The sequence below is a fragment of the Verrucomicrobiales bacterium genome, assembly GCA_016793885.1.
GTDB lineage: Bacteria > Verrucomicrobiota > Verrucomicrobiia > Limisphaerales > UBA11320 > UBA11320.
The window spans coordinates 24,807-41,218 of record JAEUHE010000163.1; the positions used below are offsets into that span (position 1 = coordinate 24,807).

General features: G+C 59.3%; 15 protein-coding genes and 1 pseudogene. 7 read left to right on the forward strand and 9 right to left on the reverse strand.

What is annotated here, in order from left to right:
- Positions 1–4 precede the first annotated feature (4 nt).
- Both JNN07_18805 and JNN07_18810 read left to right on the forward strand, forming a co-directional pair.
- Positions 5–217: a hypothetical protein gene (locus JNN07_18805; protein MBL9169797.1), complete on the forward strand. Its 213-nt coding sequence runs from the start codon at positions 5–7 to the stop codon at positions 215–217.
- A 6-nt stretch (positions 218–223) separates the two neighbouring features.
- Positions 224–1,627 carry a DUF3463 domain-containing protein gene (locus tag JNN07_18810; protein ID MBL9169798.1) on the forward strand — a complete coding sequence of 468 codons (1,404 nt, stop codon included), beginning with the start codon at positions 224–226 and terminating at the stop codon, positions 1,625–1,627.
- 20 nt (positions 1,628–1,647) lie between these two features.
- On the opposite strand, the gene JNN07_18815 is transcribed toward JNN07_18810, so the two are convergent.
- Positions 1,648–2,241 carry a DUF4230 domain-containing protein gene (locus JNN07_18815; protein MBL9169799.1) on the reverse strand — a complete coding sequence of 198 codons (594 nt, stop codon included), beginning with the start codon at positions 2,239–2,241 and terminating at the stop codon, positions 1,648–1,650.
- A 394-nt stretch (positions 2,242–2,635) separates the two neighbouring features.
- On the opposite strand from JNN07_18815, the gene hemB reads away from it, so the two are divergent.
- Positions 2,636–3,643, forward strand: coding sequence for a porphobilinogen synthase (hemB, locus tag JNN07_18820; protein ID MBL9169800.1), 1,008 nt, complete (start codon positions 2,636–2,638; stop codon positions 3,641–3,643).
- A 27-nt stretch (positions 3,644–3,670) separates the two neighbouring features.
- Here the strand turns inward: hemB and JNN07_18825 are convergent, their stop codons facing one another.
- Positions 3,671–4,177, reverse strand: coding sequence for an FHA domain-containing protein (locus JNN07_18825; GenBank protein MBL9169801.1), 507 nt, complete (start codon positions 4,175–4,177; stop codon positions 3,671–3,673).
- A gap of 128 nt (positions 4,178–4,305) precedes the next feature.
- Positions 4,306–5,469 (reverse strand): glutamine-hydrolyzing carbamoyl-phosphate synthase small subunit, encoded by a 1,164-nt coding sequence (carA, locus tag JNN07_18830; protein MBL9169802.1) that lies wholly within the window; start codon positions 5,467–5,469, stop codon positions 4,306–4,308.
- A gap of 168 nt (positions 5,470–5,637) precedes the next feature.
- Between carA and JNN07_18835 the strand changes: the two genes are divergently transcribed.
- Positions 5,638–6,945: a DUF2029 domain-containing protein gene (locus tag JNN07_18835; GenBank protein MBL9169803.1), complete on the forward strand. Its 1,308-nt coding sequence runs from the start codon at positions 5,638–5,640 to the stop codon at positions 6,943–6,945.
- On the opposite strand, the gene JNN07_18840 is transcribed toward JNN07_18835, so the two are convergent.
- The 5 genes from JNN07_18840 to JNN07_18860 all read right to left on the reverse strand — a co-directional run bounded on the left by JNN07_18840 (position 6,915) and on the right by JNN07_18860 (position 13,697).
- Entirely contained in the window at positions 6,915–8,891 is a 1,977-nt protein-coding gene (locus JNN07_18840) for a response regulator (protein ID MBL9169804.1), read from the reverse strand. The two genes, JNN07_18835 and JNN07_18840, sit on opposite strands and share 31 nt — an antisense overlap.
- A 264-nt stretch (positions 8,892–9,155) precedes the next feature.
- Positions 9,156–11,207, reverse strand: coding sequence for an exodeoxyribonuclease V subunit gamma (locus JNN07_18845; protein MBL9169805.1), 2,052 nt, complete (start codon positions 11,205–11,207; stop codon positions 9,156–9,158).
- 317 nt (positions 11,208–11,524) lie between these two features.
- Entirely contained in the window at positions 11,525–12,061 is a 537-nt protein-coding gene (locus JNN07_18850; protein ID MBL9169806.1) for an STAS domain-containing protein, read from the reverse strand.
- A 14-nt stretch (positions 12,062–12,075) separates the two neighbouring features.
- Positions 12,076–13,230 carry a DNA polymerase III subunit delta gene (locus tag JNN07_18855; GenBank protein ID MBL9169807.1) on the reverse strand — a complete coding sequence of 385 codons (1,155 nt, stop codon included), beginning with the start codon at positions 13,228–13,230 and terminating at the stop codon, positions 12,076–12,078.
- 2 nt (positions 13,231–13,232) lie between these two features.
- Complete coding sequence (locus JNN07_18860; GenBank protein MBL9169808.1) at positions 13,233–13,697, reverse strand: bifunctional nuclease family protein; 465 nt, start codon at positions 13,695–13,697, stop codon at positions 13,233–13,235.
- A gap of 93 nt (positions 13,698–13,790) precedes the next feature.
- Here JNN07_18860 and JNN07_18865 point away from each other — a divergent pair, with 93 nt between their 5' ends.
- From JNN07_18865 to JNN07_18875, 3 genes and pseudogenes are all read left to right on the forward strand, one after another.
- A complete protein-coding gene (locus JNN07_18865) occupies positions 13,791–14,276 on the forward strand; it encodes an adenylyltransferase/cytidyltransferase family protein (protein ID MBL9169809.1) in 486 nt (161 codons plus the stop codon).
- Positions 14,277–14,281: 5 nt separating this feature from the next.
- Positions 14,282–15,373 (forward strand): annotated as a pseudogene (gene rsmH, locus JNN07_18870) (16S rRNA (cytosine(1402)-N(4))-methyltransferase RsmH).
- An 18-nt stretch (positions 15,374–15,391) separates the two neighbouring features.
- The gene (locus JNN07_18875) at positions 15,392–15,880 is read left to right on the forward strand and encodes an SET domain-containing protein-lysine N-methyltransferase (protein ID MBL9169810.1); all 489 of its coding nucleotides are present in this window, start codon (positions 15,392–15,394) and stop codon (positions 15,878–15,880) included.
- Positions 15,881–15,923: 43 nt separating this feature from the next.
- Here the strand turns inward: JNN07_18875 and JNN07_18880 are convergent, their stop codons facing one another.
- The gene (locus tag JNN07_18880; protein ID MBL9169811.1) at positions 15,924–16,367 is read right to left on the reverse strand and encodes an extradiol dioxygenase; all 444 of its coding nucleotides are present in this window, start codon (positions 16,365–16,367) and stop codon (positions 15,924–15,926) included.
- Positions 16,368–16,412: the final 45 nt, after the last annotated feature.

The window sequence follows — 16,412 nt, forward strand, 5'->3', positions numbered from 1 at the left end:
CCCTGTGAAACGAAACAAACAGCTTTTCCCTGGGATGCTGGTGCTCGTCGTGGCCTGGATGGTTACAGGATGCGGCGGTTTCCAAGGCTCACGGAGCGTCTCACCTGCCACCTTTTTACTTCCGGGGCTGGGTCAGACCGCACCTGTCAACCCGCTGAACGATTCACGAGACCCCGCTCCATCCGCTGACTCCAACGGCTTTGTCGCCGCCCAATAAGGATCTATGCGATTTCCTTTAGCTCTGACGCTCAAGATTGCCAAGCACATCATTAAACATAAGGTTAAGCGAACCCCAAAGTTCGCGATGGTTCTTCAGTTAGAGCCGCTCCATACCTGCAACCTCACCTGCACCGGCTGTGGGCGCATCCGGGAATACTCAACCAGCCTGAAGGACATGGTCCCGCTGGAGCAGTGCCTCGGGGCGGCAGCGGAGTGCGAAGCTCCCATGGTGTCGATCTGCGGCGGGGAACCCCTGATCTATCCGAAGATCGAAGAACTCGTCGCGGGGCTGCGTGCACAAGGCCGGATTATCTACATTTGCACCAACGGCATGTTCATGCGCAAGAAGATGCGCGATTACATGGCGGCCCACTTTGACGCCGGGATGGAAGCCAAGCTCCAGCAGCTGGTTGCCGAGCAATTGGTCAGCGAGAAGGAGGCGGATACCATCCGCAACGCCGATGATGCCGCCCGCAAGAAGGTGGTGATCAAGCCGACTCAATGGCTGTATTGGAACGTTCATGTTGACGGTCTGGAATACACCCACGATCTGATCGTCGAGCGTGAAGGCGTGTTCAAGGAATGCGTCGCCGCGATGAAGATGGCCAAAATTCTCGGTTATCAAGTCGCCACCAACACCACGGTTTACAAAGAAACCGAGGTTCAGGAGCTGGAGGAGATGTTCAAGTATCTCAGCTGGCTGGGAGTGGATGGCCACACCATCTCGCCGGGCTACGATTACGACGCCGCCAAAAAGGACATGGCCAAGCGCCTGGCCCGGGATCCGAAGGACTTCTTCCTCACCCGCGACCTCACGCGTCAAAAATTTAAGGACATCAAGCGCTGGGGCGAAATGTTCACGATCTTCGGAACCCCGGTCTATCAGGAGTTCCTGGCCGGGAAGCGCGAGCTGACCTGCACCGCGTGGGCCATCCCGACCTATAACGTCCGCGGCTGGAAGGCCCCCTGCTATCTCATGACCGACGGACACTACGCCGGCTATCAGGAGATGCTGACGAAGGTCAACTGGGAGAAGTATGGGGTGGTCGATGGTGTCGCTCGCGATCCGCGCTGTGAAAATTGCATGGTTCACTGCGGTTACGATCCCAGCGGGGCTCTCGGGACCAACTACCAGAGCGGGGATAACTGGAAGAACTTTGCCTACAACTTCGGAAAGAAGCCCGAGCGCTATCTGGCAGGGAACCAAGTGCTGGCCTTCAACGGCTCCTCCATTGGCAAAGGGCATCTGGCCGAGGCGAAGGCGGCGGTCAACAAAGAGATCTCCGGGGCGAAGTCCGTTTACCAGCGCAACGGCCATCACGATCACACCGAGGCCGCGGTGCCGACCAGCGTCGACAGCTCTCAGCGGGACGACTTGCTCGCTAAAATCAACGCCGCGAAAAAGTAGAGCGGCTCTGCCCTCGCCGCTCACTGAGACTTGATCTCTACCTCCGTGTACCCCAAAGACCGGAGGAACGCGGTCAGTTGGAACTGAGCCCTTTCGATCGCCTCTTTTTGAATGCCCTGCTCTCCCGCAGCTAAACGAATTTCATCCAAGGCTTGGCGGCGGGCGTTCTGCTCCAACTTCGCATCGAAGGTTCGCCAGAATGCAGTGGTGTGCTCCCACACCTCGGTCTTCTTCTCGTCGAGGTAGCAATCCGTAATCCGCGCCGGCGGCAGAGTCAGAGTGAGTTTGGTTCCAGAGACCTCCACGTCCTCGGGTTTGAGATTCGAAAGGTCCACCCCCGCCTTCACGACGGCGTGGGTCAGCAGCACGATACGATCACGCCCCAGCACTGACGGCTCCGCTTCCAGTTTGACCACCTTCTCGACCAGATACTTGACGGTGACCAGTTCGCTCAGGGTTTGAATCTTGGTGAGCATCATCCGAGTGGGAGCCAGAGACTGCTTGCCCCGAAAGCCATCCCACCCCACAAGAAAAAAGACGGTGCCGAGCGCCGCCAGGAAACCCAGCACCGCGCCGGCCAGCAATGGAAGGCCGAAGGATCGTGTCTTGTCCATGAGCTGAGTGTACGCGACCGCGCCAAAACGGAAAGCGGGAAGCTGAAGCAACGGGGGGTCACGGGTTTGAGTATTTCCAACTGAGCCTTGGAAGGGAAAACGTCATCGAGGTAGGGAGAGACTCCGCTCGAGCCCATGAATGCCCAGGATTGAGAACAGATGAAGGAGCCACGGCGAAAAGCGCTCAGGGACAATCTACGTTGAGAGGCCCTCATCGGGGTGGCCCTCGGTGCGCAACGTAACTTGGGGCCGTTGTGGGCTCGACAGAGTCTCTCCCTACCACCCCGCCCTGAGCAGGATTTGAATCTCACCAGGAAATAATCACACCCCCCGATGCCCCACCAACCCACGGCCGGCCTTGCTCTGCGACGGGGAGCTGCTCTAGCGTCGTCACATGAACGTTCACGCTGCGGGTCATTTTCCAAGCTACCGCCCTCGCCGGGTGCGGGGGGTGCCGTCGCTTCGCCGGATGACCGTCGAATCGCGTCTTCATGCCGACCAGCTCATCCTGCCACTCTTCATTCGACCGGGAAAAAACGAGCGACGCGCCGTCGGTTCCATGCCGGGAGTTTTTCAACTGTCGATCGACCAGGCGGTCCGCGATGCCGAGGCCGCGTTCAAAGCCGGAGTCCCAGGAGTCATCCTGTTCGGAATCCCGGCTAAAAAGGATCCTCAGGCAAAAGGCGCCTACGCCGCCCAAGGCATCGTGCAACAGGCCATTCGAACCCTCAAGAAAGAGCTCCCCGACCTACTTGTCGTCACCGACGTCTGTTTGTGCGAATACATGAGCCACGGGCACTGTGGCATCGTGAAGCAAGGACGACGAGGACCGGAAGTGATCAATGATCCGACCCTGGAACTCCTGGCTCGTACCGCGGTCAGTCACGCGGACGCAGGATCGGATCTGATAGCCCCGAGTGATATGATGGACGGGAGGATTGGCGCCATTCGCTCCGCCTTGGACCGGGGCGGTTTTCAAGAGATCCCAATCATGTCCTACGCCGCCAAGTTCGCATCGGCCTTCTATGGGCCATTCCGCGAAGCGGCCGAATCAACACCCCATTTCGGCGACCGTCGCAGCTATCAGATGGAGCCGGGAAACAGTGATGAGGCGATCCGCGAGGTCTCCTTGGATATCCAGGAAGGAGCGGACATTGTGATGGTCAAACCCGCTTTGGCGTATCTGGATGTGATCCAAAGAATTAAGAGCACCTTTGGCTATCCGACCGCCGCCTATGCCGTCAGCGGAGAATTCTCCATGATCAAAGCCGCAGCGGCGAGGGGTTGGATCGACGAACGTCGAATGACTCTGGAGATCCTGACCGGCATGAGACGCGCAGGAGCCGACATTCTGATCACGTATTCTGCCGTGGACGTGGCTCAGTGGCTCGCCGAGGGCTAACCCGGGGGCACCATCGCGTGAATGGGTCTACTGAGTCGCTAGCATCACCAAAATGGCGATGAGGATCAAGGCAACGATACCGATGCCGATCAAGAAGAACATGGTGGAGTTGTTGCTCTTCTTCTTGAAATCCGTGGCTTTGACGGCTCCCCCCACTCCAGCCGTCGAAAGCTGATCGCGATTGATGCCAGCGGGGATCACGGCGGTGTTCGCTGTCGGCTTGGAAGGCGCCTTGGCGGGCTGAGTCTCGGCGGCCTCAAAACGCATCTCGATCTGACCGAGACGGATGACCTGACCGTGCTTCAGCGTGATCTCAGTGATCTTATCCGCGCCGAGATAGCTGCCGTTGGTCGAGCCCAAATCTCGGAAAACGACATCTGGCCCCTTCAGCACGAATTCCCCGTGATGACTGGACACGGAACCGTCCGGGATCTCGATAGAGTTATCCGCAGTACGACCTACAGTGGTTTGTTCCACTTTGAGTTCATACGAACGGCCTGTGTAGCCTTCGCTTAAAAGGACGAGCCTCGCCATAGCTAGGATGTGATGCCGATTATGTGGCGCAAACGCTTAGAGTCAACCGTTTAACAGAAACGGACTCTGATTTGCGCATGACGGATTCCTTCAGGTTAGACCTGAGACAACCAGGACAGTCACGTCCCTCAACCACGCTTCTCGATCAATTGCCTAAACTCCCCGAACAAAGGTGTAGAATCATGAGGTCCGGGAGACGCCTCAGGATGGTACTGCACCGAGAATACCGGCTTCGTGCGATGTCGCAGTCCCTCAACCGTCTGGTCGTTCAAGTTAATGCGATTGATCGCGACGTCCGAGGGAAGTGATGCCGGATCCACCGCAAAGCCGTGGTTTTGAGACGTGATCTCTACTTTCCCTGTTTCCAAATCCTTCACGGGTTGGTTTCCACCCCGATGTCCAAACTTCATCTTGAAGGTTTTGCCACCAAAGGCTTGCCCAAGAATCTGGTTTCCCAAGCAGATCCCGAAAATCGGGATGCCGGTCTTGACGAGGTCGCTCGTCGCCTGCACCGCATAGCCCAGCGCACTCGGGTCCCCGGGTCCGTTCGAAAGAAACACACCAGCGGGTTTATACTTCAAAGCATCGGCGGCAGTGGCGGTGGCGGGTAGCACCTGCACTCGGAAACCAAACTGACGTAAACGCCTTAATATATTGTACTTAATACCAAAATCAAAAGCCACAATGGGAATATCGGCCGCGGGCATCTTCGCCCGACTGGCGCGAGCTTCCTGAGAGCTGGCATGGGTCTGAACGAGCTTGAAGGCCGCGCTATCGACGTCTTTCTCATCCCAAGCAAAGGCGCTCGGATGGGTTACCTCTTTGACGTAATCCACCCCCACCAACCCCGTCCAAGCCCGGGCGCGATCCACGGCCTCCTCGGCCCCAACTCCCTCGGTAGAAATAAAGCCCTTCATGGCTCCACGCACCCGGAGCTTCTTTACCAAACTGCGCGTGTCAATGCCTTGGATCCCGGGCACCCCGTGCTTCAGGAGGTAATCGCCGAGTGAGAGATCCGAGCGCCAGTTGCTGACGATCGGTGATAGCTCACGAATGACGAAACCAGAGACGTGTGGCTGCCAGGACTCCACGTCGACCGTATTGATCCCATAGTTCCCTATCAAGGGATAGGTCATGGTGACAATCTGACCTTTATAGGACGGGTCGGTGAGAATTTCCTGATAACCCGTCATCGAGGTGTTAAAACAAACTTCACCACACGACGAAACGGGCGCACCAAACCCGCTGCCGTGATAGACGCTACCGTCTTCGAGGGCTAAAATGGCTTTCATGAATCAGTTCAGACCGCGGCGGATGCTAAGCGCCGGCCGGGTAGGGTCAAGGAAGTATCGCAATCAAGGGGCACTTTGTGAGGGTGGCACCCATTTTCAGGTGATCTCCCGCACAAAAATATCAAATCGGCTTGGGAAGCAACTTCGGCAAGCTCTAGGATCGAGGTCATGGCCCGGTTGCATGGACTCGGATTCGTAAGTGCCTTAGGATATGGCGTGCTCAGCTGGTTAAACCAGCCGGGACATCCCCTGCCGCTGAGCGCATACTTCCTGATCCTCGGGCTCTGCTGGGGCGCGTTAGGGCTGGCCGTGGCAGTGCTGGCCCAAGGTCGCCTCGCTCAGGCCATCGTACCTATCCTCTTGTGGGCACTGATCTTCCGTGCGATCGGATTTGCAGCGAACCCGATCCTAGAAGATGACTTTTACCGATACCTCTGGGATGGACGGCAGTTGGCACTCCAGGGCAACCCCTACGACACCAGCCCTCAGGATCACTTCGACGATTCGGAGTTGGAACCCAAATTCGAGGCGATTTTGAGTCGGGTTAACTATCCGCATCTGCCCACCATCTACGCTCCGGTGCTGCAATATCTCTTCGGAACAGCCTACGTTTTGAGTCCAGGAGAGCTATGGCCCTGGAAAGGCCTCCTGCTCGTCGCGGACTTGCTCGCGGGGTTGTTCGTCTTCCGGTTGGGTGGCCTGCAAGCACTGCTGCTTTACAGCTGGTGCCCGCTTCTGATCCAGGAGACCGCCTTCACGGCTCATCCTGATGTGCTGGGAGCACTGTTCGTGATCGCGGCGTACGACAGCCGAAAAAGCGGCGCCTCAGTTCGAACGGGAATCCTGCTCGGGCTCGCCGTTAGCACGAAGATCACCGGAGCCATCATCGCTCCCTTCCTCTTGAAAGGCCAGCCGCGCCGTGCGTGGTTTGCTGCAGCAGCCGCCTGGATCGTCGCCTATCTCCCGTTTTGGGCCCAGGGTAGCTGGGCCGACTGGAAGGGCCTGGCGGTGTTCGCCCAAGAGTGGGAGTTCAATTCGGGGGGATTCGCGTTGCTCAGTCTATGTTTCGGCCCCACTCAAGCGCCGCTCCTGGCGGCCAGCGCCATTCTGATCCCACTCGCCTACTTCTGGTGGCGAACCTCACCCCTCGCGGCTTCAAAGAGCCTACGGGGCGACTGGGTCTTCGGTTGGTTTTTCACCTGGTCGGCCGTGGTGCAGCCCTGGTACCTGGTCTGGCTACTGCCCTGGGTCGCCCTGATCCCATCCTGGGCCGGAATCACGGCACTGGCATCGGTGAGTCTCAGCTATATCACCTGGATGAATTTAGGAGCGGACCACCCCGACCCCTTTGGGCATCCCGGGTGGGTTCGTCCTGTGGAGTACGGCCTCGTCCTCATCGCCTTGGGAGTCGGAATCGGCCTCAGGAAGTGGAAGAAGGGCAAGAATCAGGGCCAGGACGAGGACAGCCCAGTCTGAACCAACTGGAGCACCTCCTGCAGGCGATGAAACGTAAAGGGCTTTTGCAGGAAAACCGCGGGTCCCCGCTCCGCCAGTCCTTCCTCCCGATGAGACATGGCGCTCGCCTCGCAAAACCCGCTCATCAGAACAAACGGCAAGTCGCCCCGCCGCGCCCGCAACTCATCAAACAATTGCAACCCATCCATACCCGGCATGGTGATATCCGCCACCACGATGGAGAAACGATCCGGCTGGCGAAGATAGAGCGAAAGTCCCTCGGCACCACCCGCGGCCTCCTCCACCTCAAAACCCAACGCCTCGATCATCCGGGCGGTGATTTCACGAACTCCGGACTCATCGTCGACCAACAACACTCGACCTTGACCCGCGGCAGAACGCCCATCCAAGGTCGTGCTCGGGAAATCAGACGCCTTGTCCACGGCCATCTCCTGCTGGCTCAAAGTCTCCGGAAAAAGCAGTTTTACGGAGGTGCCCTTACCCTGCTGGCTCTGGATCCGGAGTCCACCTCGATGCTCACGCATGACCGCGGCAACCGTCGTCAACCCCATGCCTGCGTGCCCCGGCTTACGGGAGAAATAGGGCTGGCAGGCTTGCGATTGAACTTCGGCGGACATACCGCAGCCTTCATCGGACACTTCGAGAAAAATGCACTCGCCCGAACAACCCACCGTACCCGGCAGGCCCTGCTCAAACAAGTCGGGTTCCACGTACTGGCGCCCGGTGCTCACCGTGATACGTCCCGGCCCGGAGCCAATCGCCTCCCGCGCATTGCGGATCAGATGATGAAGCACTCCCAGCATCTGGCGCCGCTGGACCAGCAGTTTGGGCAGTCCAGGAGCCAGGACCCAACGTAAACGGCAAGGAGCAGTCGGATCGGCAAACTGCGCCCGTCCTTCACTGAGCAACTCCTGCAGATCGACGGGACCGCCAGCTCCGTCCGCGACTCGACCGGGGGCCGAACCTATTAAAGGCTCCACCGCCACCGGAGGGGCCAAACGCTGCAGTGTGTAAAACAGGAGATCAGGACGGCCATCCTTGGTTCGAGTGCAGCTCACAGAGGCTCTGACCCAGATCAGTGTGCCGCATTTTTGCAGCAATCGCTTATCGAGTTGGTAGGAGTCGGTCTCACCGGAGAGCAGCCGATTATAGAGCACCACTTCGCGCTCCCGGTCCTCGAGATGAGTGAGAGCAATCCACCCGCGAGACTCCAGCTCCTCCTCGGAGTACTCAACGCAAGATCTGAACGCGGGATTGCTGAACAACCATCCGCCCTGCAGCGCCGCCACCGCGGCCGGAGTTGCGGAGTGGGTCAGATGTTTGCCCCAAAGCACCTCGCGCGGCCCGGGCTCATGAATCCAGGCGAGCGCATCCGGAATCAGCACGGCCGCCGAAAGGCTGACCGGACGTTCCGCCGGCTCCGGGCGAACGTACTGGCTGAGCAGCCGAATCCGCTGAACCTTGGAGTCTGGGCCAACCAGCTTCAACTCGATCTCCTCACTCAGCCGTTCGCGAAGCACCCGCTGCAGGTGATGATGAAACCGCTGGCGATCCGCCTCGACCAAGAGCGGGAAAAATGGGCGGTGCCGCCATTTCGTAGGCCCCCCACCCAGGAGTTCCCCCGCCACAGCATTGAGCTCCTCGAGATGATGGCGCTCATCGAACACAAAGTAGGCGATCGGTGAGGAGTCAAAGAACTCGAAGTATCTCGTCCTGGCCCGCTCCAAGGAACGCTGGGCTTCGCGCAGTTCCCGGTTTTGAATCTCCAGAGCGAAGGAATGGGAGGAATCGAGCTCCCGACCAAGCGGAAGCGAAGCGGATGCCTCGGAAGCCGACGGCAGCAGCGGACCAGCCGAGCCGGGTATGCGATAGTGAGGCATCTGGGAATCCAGAGCCCTGGCCAGATTGACATCCGGCTGCACGCCATCCGAAGAACGGCCGCTCATAGTCGCATCCAAAGTTCGGTCTGAAACCAGCGTCCAACACGCACGAACGTCCCAAGCCCAACAGCGATACGACAAGGACCCCAACTTATTCCCTCGGGCCGAGGAGAATGCTAAGCCCGAAGCCTGGGATGTCAGGAAGAAAATGTGACAGGACGATAAAAAAACCGTTGACTAGCCCGGTCGGACTTGTCCCCGCCAAACGTGAGTCCGGCCGGGGAGCCCAAAGCTGCTGAGTCATCTCTTCGGAAGCGTCGCGACAGGCTGCTAGGACCCCTCGGTTACCGCACGGAGTGCCGCAAAGAAATCGGTCGCCCCACCGGCGGCCACCGGCTTCTTCGCACTGGCCGTTGACCACTCAACCAGTTCACTGGGCAGCTCTTTGAGAAAGGGCGAAGGATGACAGGGCAAAACCTGACCGTAACGCTTCCGGCCCGCGCAGTGGCTCATGCTCAACGTTTCCTGGGCGCGCGTGATCGCCACATAGAAAAGACGCCGCTCTTCATCCAAGGTCCCCTCCGACTTGGAACGGGTGTGGGGAAGCAAGCCGTCTTCCATGCCCACGATGAACACATGGGGAAACTCCAACCCCTTGCAGCTGTGCATCGTAATGAGCGTGACCTCGTCGCCGGCTTCCTTGTCCGCGGCTCGCTCGCCGTCCAGGGTGATCTCATCCAAAAAATCTTCCAGCCGTCGACGCGGGGCCGCGCTGGGAGACTCGTTCCGGTCCAAGCTGGCGGTGAGTTCCTTGAGATTGCGCACGCGATTGTCGGCGATGTCCTGGTTCTTCTCGGACTTCCGCAGATCCTCGTAATAGCCAATCTCCTCCAGGAACGCCTCGATCCAGCTCTGCAGCAGCACGGGCTCCTCGCTGTCCAGCTTGGCCGCATGACGTTCGATCAGCTCCACAAAGCTGAGCACCGACTCCAACGTCCGCTTCAAGGTCGCCGCCTGCACGTCGGTGTGGCGCATCGCGGCAAAGACCGAGCAGGATCGCTCCTGGCTGGCCGAGAGCAACCGCTCCATGGTGACGTCGCTGAGCCCCCGGGGCGGGACGTTGGCAATCCGCAAGAGACTGATGTCGTCATGCGGGTTGACCAACATCTTGAGAAACGCCAAAAAATCCCGCACTTCACGCCGGTCGAAATAGCTCTGCCCGCCGATCAGGTGATATCGGACACCACCTTTGCGCAACGCGGTCTCCAGTGAGCGGGACTGCTGGTTGGTTCGAAAAAGAATGGCTTGCTCCCCCCAGGAAATCCGGCTGCCGATGCGATTGTACTCGATCTGCTCCACCACGCAGCGCGCCTCCTCCTCGTCGCTTTCGAAGGTCTGCAGCTGGATCAGCGTCCCCTGCCCCTTCTGCGACCACAGGCTCTTGGGGCGGCGGCGGGCATTGTTGCGGATCACGGCGTTAGCCGCGCTGAGAATCGTATTGGTGGAACGGTAGTTCTGCTCCAGCTTGATGACTTTGACCTGCGGGAAATACTTCTCCAACTCGAGCAGATTGGCGGTCTCGGCGCCACGCCACCCGTAGATGCTTTGATCATCGTCGCCCACCACACAAAGGTTTTGATGTTCCCCCGCCAGATACTGAATCAGCTGGAACTGGGCGGCATTGGTGTCCTGGTACTCATCCACCATGACGTAGCGATATTTCTCCCGACAAGCTTCCAGGGCTGCCGGATGCTCCGCGAAGAGCCGCAGAGTGAGCAGGATCAAATCATCAAAGTCGACCGCGTTGGCCGCGCGCAAGGCCGATTCGTACTTCTTACGAACATGCTCCGCCAACGCAACCACGCTGGCGTCCTCGAACCCTCGGGATTGAGAGCCGCCGTTGCGAAAACGGCTCAGCATCGCCAGGACAGCCCCCGGATCGGTCTTCTCGCCCTTCGCCGAGATGTGACTCAGAATCTTTTTGACGGCGCCGAGCTGGTCGGATTGATCGAAGATGACAAAACCCTTCTTGTAGCCGAGCCGCTCGATATGCTGACGCAAAATCCGGACACAGAGTGAATGGAAGGTGCAGATTGTGGGACGATCCGGAGGCGGACCCTCTTCGCCTTTAGCCTTTCGCGGCTGCTTGGGTTGTTTGGGAAGCAGCTCCGTGACGCGCTCCTGCATCTCACGAGCGGCCTTGTTGGTAAACGTCACCGCCAGAATGTTGCTGCGCTGAATGCCTTCGGAGACCATGTAGGCGATCCGATGAGTGATCACCCGGGTCTTGCCCGTGCCAGCGCCCGCCAAGATCAGGACAGGCCCCTCCGTGGTCAAAACGGCCTCACGTTGCTGCGGATTCAGGGAACCTAAACTAATCATGCGCGGCGGGAGTGTAGGAATCGTCCCCGCGAACGCAAGCGCAGGAATGAGGGGGAAACCAAGCCCGAGCGGACTCACACCGCAGAGACGGGGAGAACGCAGGGAGGGAGAGCAACGGGTGAACCACGGATTTCGCTGATCCCACCTTCTCATGAGTTCCCAGATCCGCCGCCGCGCCGAGAACCCGCAGGGTTCAAAGAGATTAACCGGGTGAGCGAACATCCCCGGAACCGATCCCTGAAAGAGAGCGCATCGCGCAGCGATGCCGCTTGGTGGGACAGACAATGACCACAGCCGTAGGGGGAAAGTTTTGGATTCTAGGAACCCTCGCCGCCGCCTTCCAGCCGTTTGATGTCTTCCTTGAGGAAGTTCACAACATCCCGGAATTTTGCCTCGTTGGCAGGATTCAGGCGAACGATGACTTCGTGGGCTTCCAAACTGACTTTCGAGCACTCCAGGCGGGAGGTCCGACTCGCGGAGGGAGGCACCGGGATCCACTGCTCTGGATACCCCGAATGCTGGGGCTTGAGCCGGAAATATTCATCGAGGCCCAGGTTGCGAATGAGCTCCGCCACCCGGACATTGGCACCCAACAGCTCGATCACATGGGTTCCGGCTTGAAGATTGCCCAAACCAAACTCCTGCTCCAACCCGGCGAGAGTCCCCAGGAATGAGCTGTCCATGACGACACATTCGCGAAGATCCAACGCGAACTGCTGAATCTCCTTCGCCCTCAGCTCTTGAACTAAGGAAAGGAACTCAGCCCCGATGACGCAGTTGGCGCGACCCGTGACCTTAATCCAGGCCACTCCGCCCTCGAGCGTATAAGACAAACTGGCGCTAGATTCACTCATGGTGTCGGGTTATTTCAGACGGCAGCACGACCACGGGCCGTGCCTCCGGAGGCGCTCCCACTCAGAATATGTACTAAGGTCTGCTGGAGCACCAGCCGCGCCTCCAGGCTGCTGAATATCAGGCTCCGGTTGCAAGCCAGGAGAGACTCCATCGCCCTAACCAACTCAGCCGCAGTATATTGACGGCAATGAGAAATAGTCTTGTGAAGCACATAGGGGTGCAGCGCGGCCGGGTTAAACCGCTTCTCGCTTGGGAGTTTTTCCGGCGGGATACGTTGCAGCTGAGAGGGATAGCGACGCCAGTCTTGCTCGGGCTTGAGCCACTTGAGACGCAGCAGTTCGCTGACTCCAATCATGGATCGCACCTTGCTGATGAGCCCCATGAGGAGTCCAAACTCGCTTTTGTCCTTGTCGAATTGCATCTCCCACATCTCCTCGTCCAAACAGCGCAAGGCTTTAGCGAGGTTGCGCTCTCCAAATGCCTCGCTCAAGGCAAAGGCTCGAGCCTGCTTGTTACGGGTGACGATGGCATCGACGTCCGACTCGGTGATTTGGCGTCGATCCCCGACATAAAGGCTCAGCTTCTCCACCTCGGACATCAGCTGGCGAGGCTGCGGGCCGACCGACGTGACCAATGCCGCCAAGGCTTCGGGAAAAATCTCCTGTCTCCGCTCGCGCAGGGCCTGAGCTGCTGCGGCCTCCGCCCTCGCCACCCAATTGTCGTCGTCCGACCAAGAGGCGAAAACCTCTACCGTGCCGAGCTTGTCCAAGGTTTTGTAAAAGCTGCGGCGCTTGTCCACCTTGCCCGCGCTGACGATAAGCCGAACGCTGCCCCACTCGAACTTGGCAAGCTCCGCGGCCAACTCGGAGAGGGCCTCGGTTACGGTCCCGGAGGTGGACGTGCGATCATCTCCTAGAAAGGAACAATTCTGCCACCAGATGACTTTGCCTCCCCCGAAGAAGGGAAGAGTGTGGAGCGCTTCCCGCAACTTGCCCAAGGATCGCAGCATCTCCCCGCCGTTGGAGACCTGCCCCTCGATCATCTCGTGATCCATGCCGCCCAACTCCTGGGACCACTGATCGAACAGTGCACGGGCACGGGCTTTGACCGCGAAGTCATCTTCGCCGTGGATCAGGCAGACCGGCTTGGAAGCACCACTGGCCACGATCGTTACTCCCCCTCGCCTTCCATCTCCCCACCGTTCTCCTTGATCCGCTGAAGCATTTCCGTCATGTCATCCAGCTGGGCGAACAGGGCTGCGGAAACGAAAAGAGGCCGCTTCATCGCGGCCACCAAAGCCAGACAATCGCTCGGCCGGGCGTCGATCTCGACCAGCTTTCGCCCCAACTCGTTGGTCTCCTGCAAAATAAGCCGGGCAAAATAAGTCGAGTTCTTCAACTCATTGATGACCACCCGCTCCACATTAATGTTGAACCCCTTCAAGACGCTCAGCATCAAGTCATGGGTCAACGGACGATCCTTGGCAGTGCCGCGCATGAACATCGCAATCACCTGCCCCATCATCTGCTCCACTTGAATCACGAACACCTTCTCGGCATTGCCCAAAAAGATGGCACAGCCATTCGGGGTCTGAAACAGCTCCCGGATTTCGACCGAGACCACATCGTTGCTCATGTGAACACTTTAGGAACCAGTTCCCAAAACACAAGCCCGCGAAAGTCACTTCATAACTTGATCCAGAAGCCCGCCCTCCACATGCTAGCGCGCATGAATTTCCGGACAAAGCTCCTTTCAGCGGATCAGCTGCGGGATTGGCGCCAAGCCCAGCGTGCTGCCGACCGTCGCCTCGTGGTCACAAATGGGTGTTTTGACCTGCTTCACCTCGGCCATGTCACCTACCTCGAGTCCGCCCGTAACCAGGGCGACGCCCTGTTGATCGGGGTCAACGGAGATCAGGCCGTTCGCCAGCTCAAGGGCCCCCAGCGACCGGTGAACGAAGAAACCGACCGTGCCTTGGTTTTGGCCGCCCTGGCCAGCGTCGACGCGGTGTTCATCTTTCCCGAGGCCACCGCCACACGTTTCCTGAGCGCCGCGCAACCAGACATTTATGTCAAAGGCGGAGATTACACGCTCGAAACCTTGAATCAGGAGGAACGGCGCGCGGTGGAGTCGGCCGGGGGCAGGATTGTGCTCATCCCATTCGTGGCCGGCAAGTCAACCACCGCGACCTTGGCAAAAATCGCCAAACTCTGATTCCCATGTCCGACGCGCCGTCCAGCACCCCTGCTCCGATCCCCGATCCAGCCACCGTCCCCCCGAAGCACCAACGCCGCCCTCGCTACTCCGGCAGGAACCCACGCCGCTTCGATCAGAAATACAAGGAGCATCGGCCTGACCTCTATCCTGAAACCGTCCGAAAAGTCCTGGATTCTGGGAAGACGCCCGCCGGTATGCATCGCCCGGTGATGCTGACCGAAGTTCTCGACATTCTGAAGCCCCAGCCCGGCGAGGTCGGAGTCGACTGCACTCTGGGTTACGGCGGTCACGCGACCGAGCTGTGGAACCGCTGCCAGCCCAAGGGGAAGCTCCTGGCATTTGATGTAGACCCGCTCGAACTCCAGCGGACGGAGGCGCGGCTCCGCCAGCAACTCAACCCCGGGGACAGTCTGATCGTTCAGCCGGGAAACTTTGCCGGGCTGCCCAAGGTTCTGGCCGCCCGCGGGCTGGAAGGCGTGGATTTTTTGCTCGCCGACCTGGGCGTTTCGAGCATGCAACTCGACGATCCTGCTCGCGGATTCTCGTACAAGACCGAAGGCCCGCTGGACCTGCGCATGAACCCAGGAAAGGGTCAATCCGCAGCCGCCTTCCTGCGATCCGTCGCGGAGAAAGATCTCTCGGAGTTACTCCAGGAAAATGCCGACGAACCCCGGGCGGCAGTGATCGCCCGCGGCCTGACCACGCTGCGCGCTCAACGTCCGATCGAAACCACTCTCGATCTGACCCGCGCGCTGCAGAACGCCTTGAATGTGCTCCCCGGTCGATTAGGCGAGGACGAGTTCAAGTCGACTTGCCAGCGAGTGTTTCAGGCGCTCCGCATCCAGGTGAACGGCGAGTTTACCGCCTTGGATGGCCTGCTGCGGCACCTGCCTCAGGTGTTGAACCATGGCGGACGCGTGGTGATTCTCACGTTCCACTCGGGAGAAGATCGACGCGTCAAGCACGCGTTCCAGCAAGGCTGGAAGGCCGGGCTCTACTCTCAGATCAGTCAGGAAGTCGTGCGGCCAACGCCCGAGGAGCGCCGAGCGAACCCCCGCGCCAGCTGCGTTAAACTTCGCTGGGCGATTCGCAGCCCCCGGGAAACCGCCACCATGCCCTTGCCTGGCGCATCGACGTCGGTACCCGAACATCCTCAGCTCTCCTTCCGCAGCTCTGGCATCCACGGAACCGGAGCCTTCGCCAAAGTTGCAATACCTTCGGGAACACGCCTGATCGAGTATCTTGGCGAACGCATCGACAAGGCTGAATCCCTCCGCAGGTGCCTGCGCCAAAACGAGTACATCTTCACCCTCGACGACGAGTCAGATCTGGACGGGGATGTGCATTGGAACCCCGCCCGTTTGCTCAACCACAGCTGCGACCCCAATTGCGAAGCCTTGAATGAGGAGGGGCACATCTGGATCCACACGATACGTCCCATCGCTCCAGAGGAAGAGGTCACCTTCAACTACGGCTTCGATCTGGAAGGGTTCCGCGAACATCCCTGTCGATGCGGCTCCCCAAAATGCGTCGGCTACATGGTTGCTGAAGAATACCACGATCGAGTCCGCAAGGCCGTGGCCAAAAAGCCGAAGGGGTAGAAGGCGCGACGAGGAACCGTAGGAACGGCGACGGCTGCCCGTCCTAGCCACAATAGGTGCCAAAACTCCAACGATTGCCTTCAACATCGCGAATGGTAAAATCCCGCGACACATAATCGGTCTGGTCGCACAGTTCGCGCTCCACCGGAGCACCGAGGGCCAGTGCCCTGGCGTACACGACGTCTGGGTCAGTAGTGACGACGTAGAGCACGCCGCTGCCGCGAGGTGGCTCGAGTGCAACGGGGCGCGTGCCTCGACTGGAGACCATCACGCGCCCGCCTTCCGGCCAAAGCATCTCGCTATGATGTATCTCGTCTGTCCCCGGGCCCGGTATGACGAGGCCGGGTGCAAATCCCAATGCCATCAGCCAGGCTCTGGCCGCCGTGGCGTCATCGTATGTGAGTCCCGCCCAGATGTTACGATCCGGACGATGATCGGGCCGTCCCGCTGTCACATCACGCTGGTCTTTTTCGTTGTTAGGCTTCACAGGCACAAGTTTAAGAGGGAGCCTCCTGACTGCCACTCCAACGTC

Coding starts and splice junctions, on each gene's coding strand:
- hemB (MBL9169800.1), top strand. CDS start 2,636: ATGAACGTTCACGCTGCGGGTCATTTTCCAAGCTACCGCCCTCGCCGG.
- JNN07_18815 (MBL9169799.1), bottom strand. CDS start 2,241: ATGGACAAGACACGATCCTTCGGCCTTCCATTGCTGGCCGGCGCGGTG.
- JNN07_18835 (MBL9169803.1), top strand. CDS start 5,638: ATGGCCCGGTTGCATGGACTCGGATTCGTAAGTGCCTTAGGATATGGC.
- JNN07_18840 (MBL9169804.1), bottom strand. CDS start 8,891: ATGAGCGGCCGTTCTTCGGATGGCGTGCAGCCGGATGTCAATCTGGCC.
- carA (MBL9169802.1), bottom strand. CDS start 5,469: ATGAAAGCCATTTTAGCCCTCGAAGACGGTAGCGTCTATCACGGCAGC.
- JNN07_18865 (MBL9169809.1), top strand. CDS start 13,791: ATGAATTTCCGGACAAAGCTCCTTTCAGCGGATCAGCTGCGGGATTGG.
- JNN07_18860 (MBL9169808.1), bottom strand. CDS start 13,697: ATGAGCAACGATGTGGTCTCGGTCGAAATCCGGGAGCTGTTTCAGACC.
- JNN07_18845 (MBL9169805.1), bottom strand. CDS start 11,207: ATGATTAGTTTAGGTTCCCTGAATCCGCAGCAACGTGAGGCCGTTTTG.
- JNN07_18825 (MBL9169801.1), bottom strand. CDS start 4,177: ATGGCGAGGCTCGTCCTTTTAAGCGAAGGCTACACAGGCCGTTCGTAT.
- JNN07_18875 (MBL9169810.1), top strand. CDS start 15,392: ATGCCCTTGCCTGGCGCATCGACGTCGGTACCCGAACATCCTCAGCTC.
- JNN07_18850 (MBL9169806.1), bottom strand. CDS start 12,061: ATGAGTGAATCTAGCGCCAGTTTGTCTTATACGCTCGAGGGCGGAGTG.
- JNN07_18810 (MBL9169798.1), top strand. CDS start 224: ATGCGATTTCCTTTAGCTCTGACGCTCAAGATTGCCAAGCACATCATT.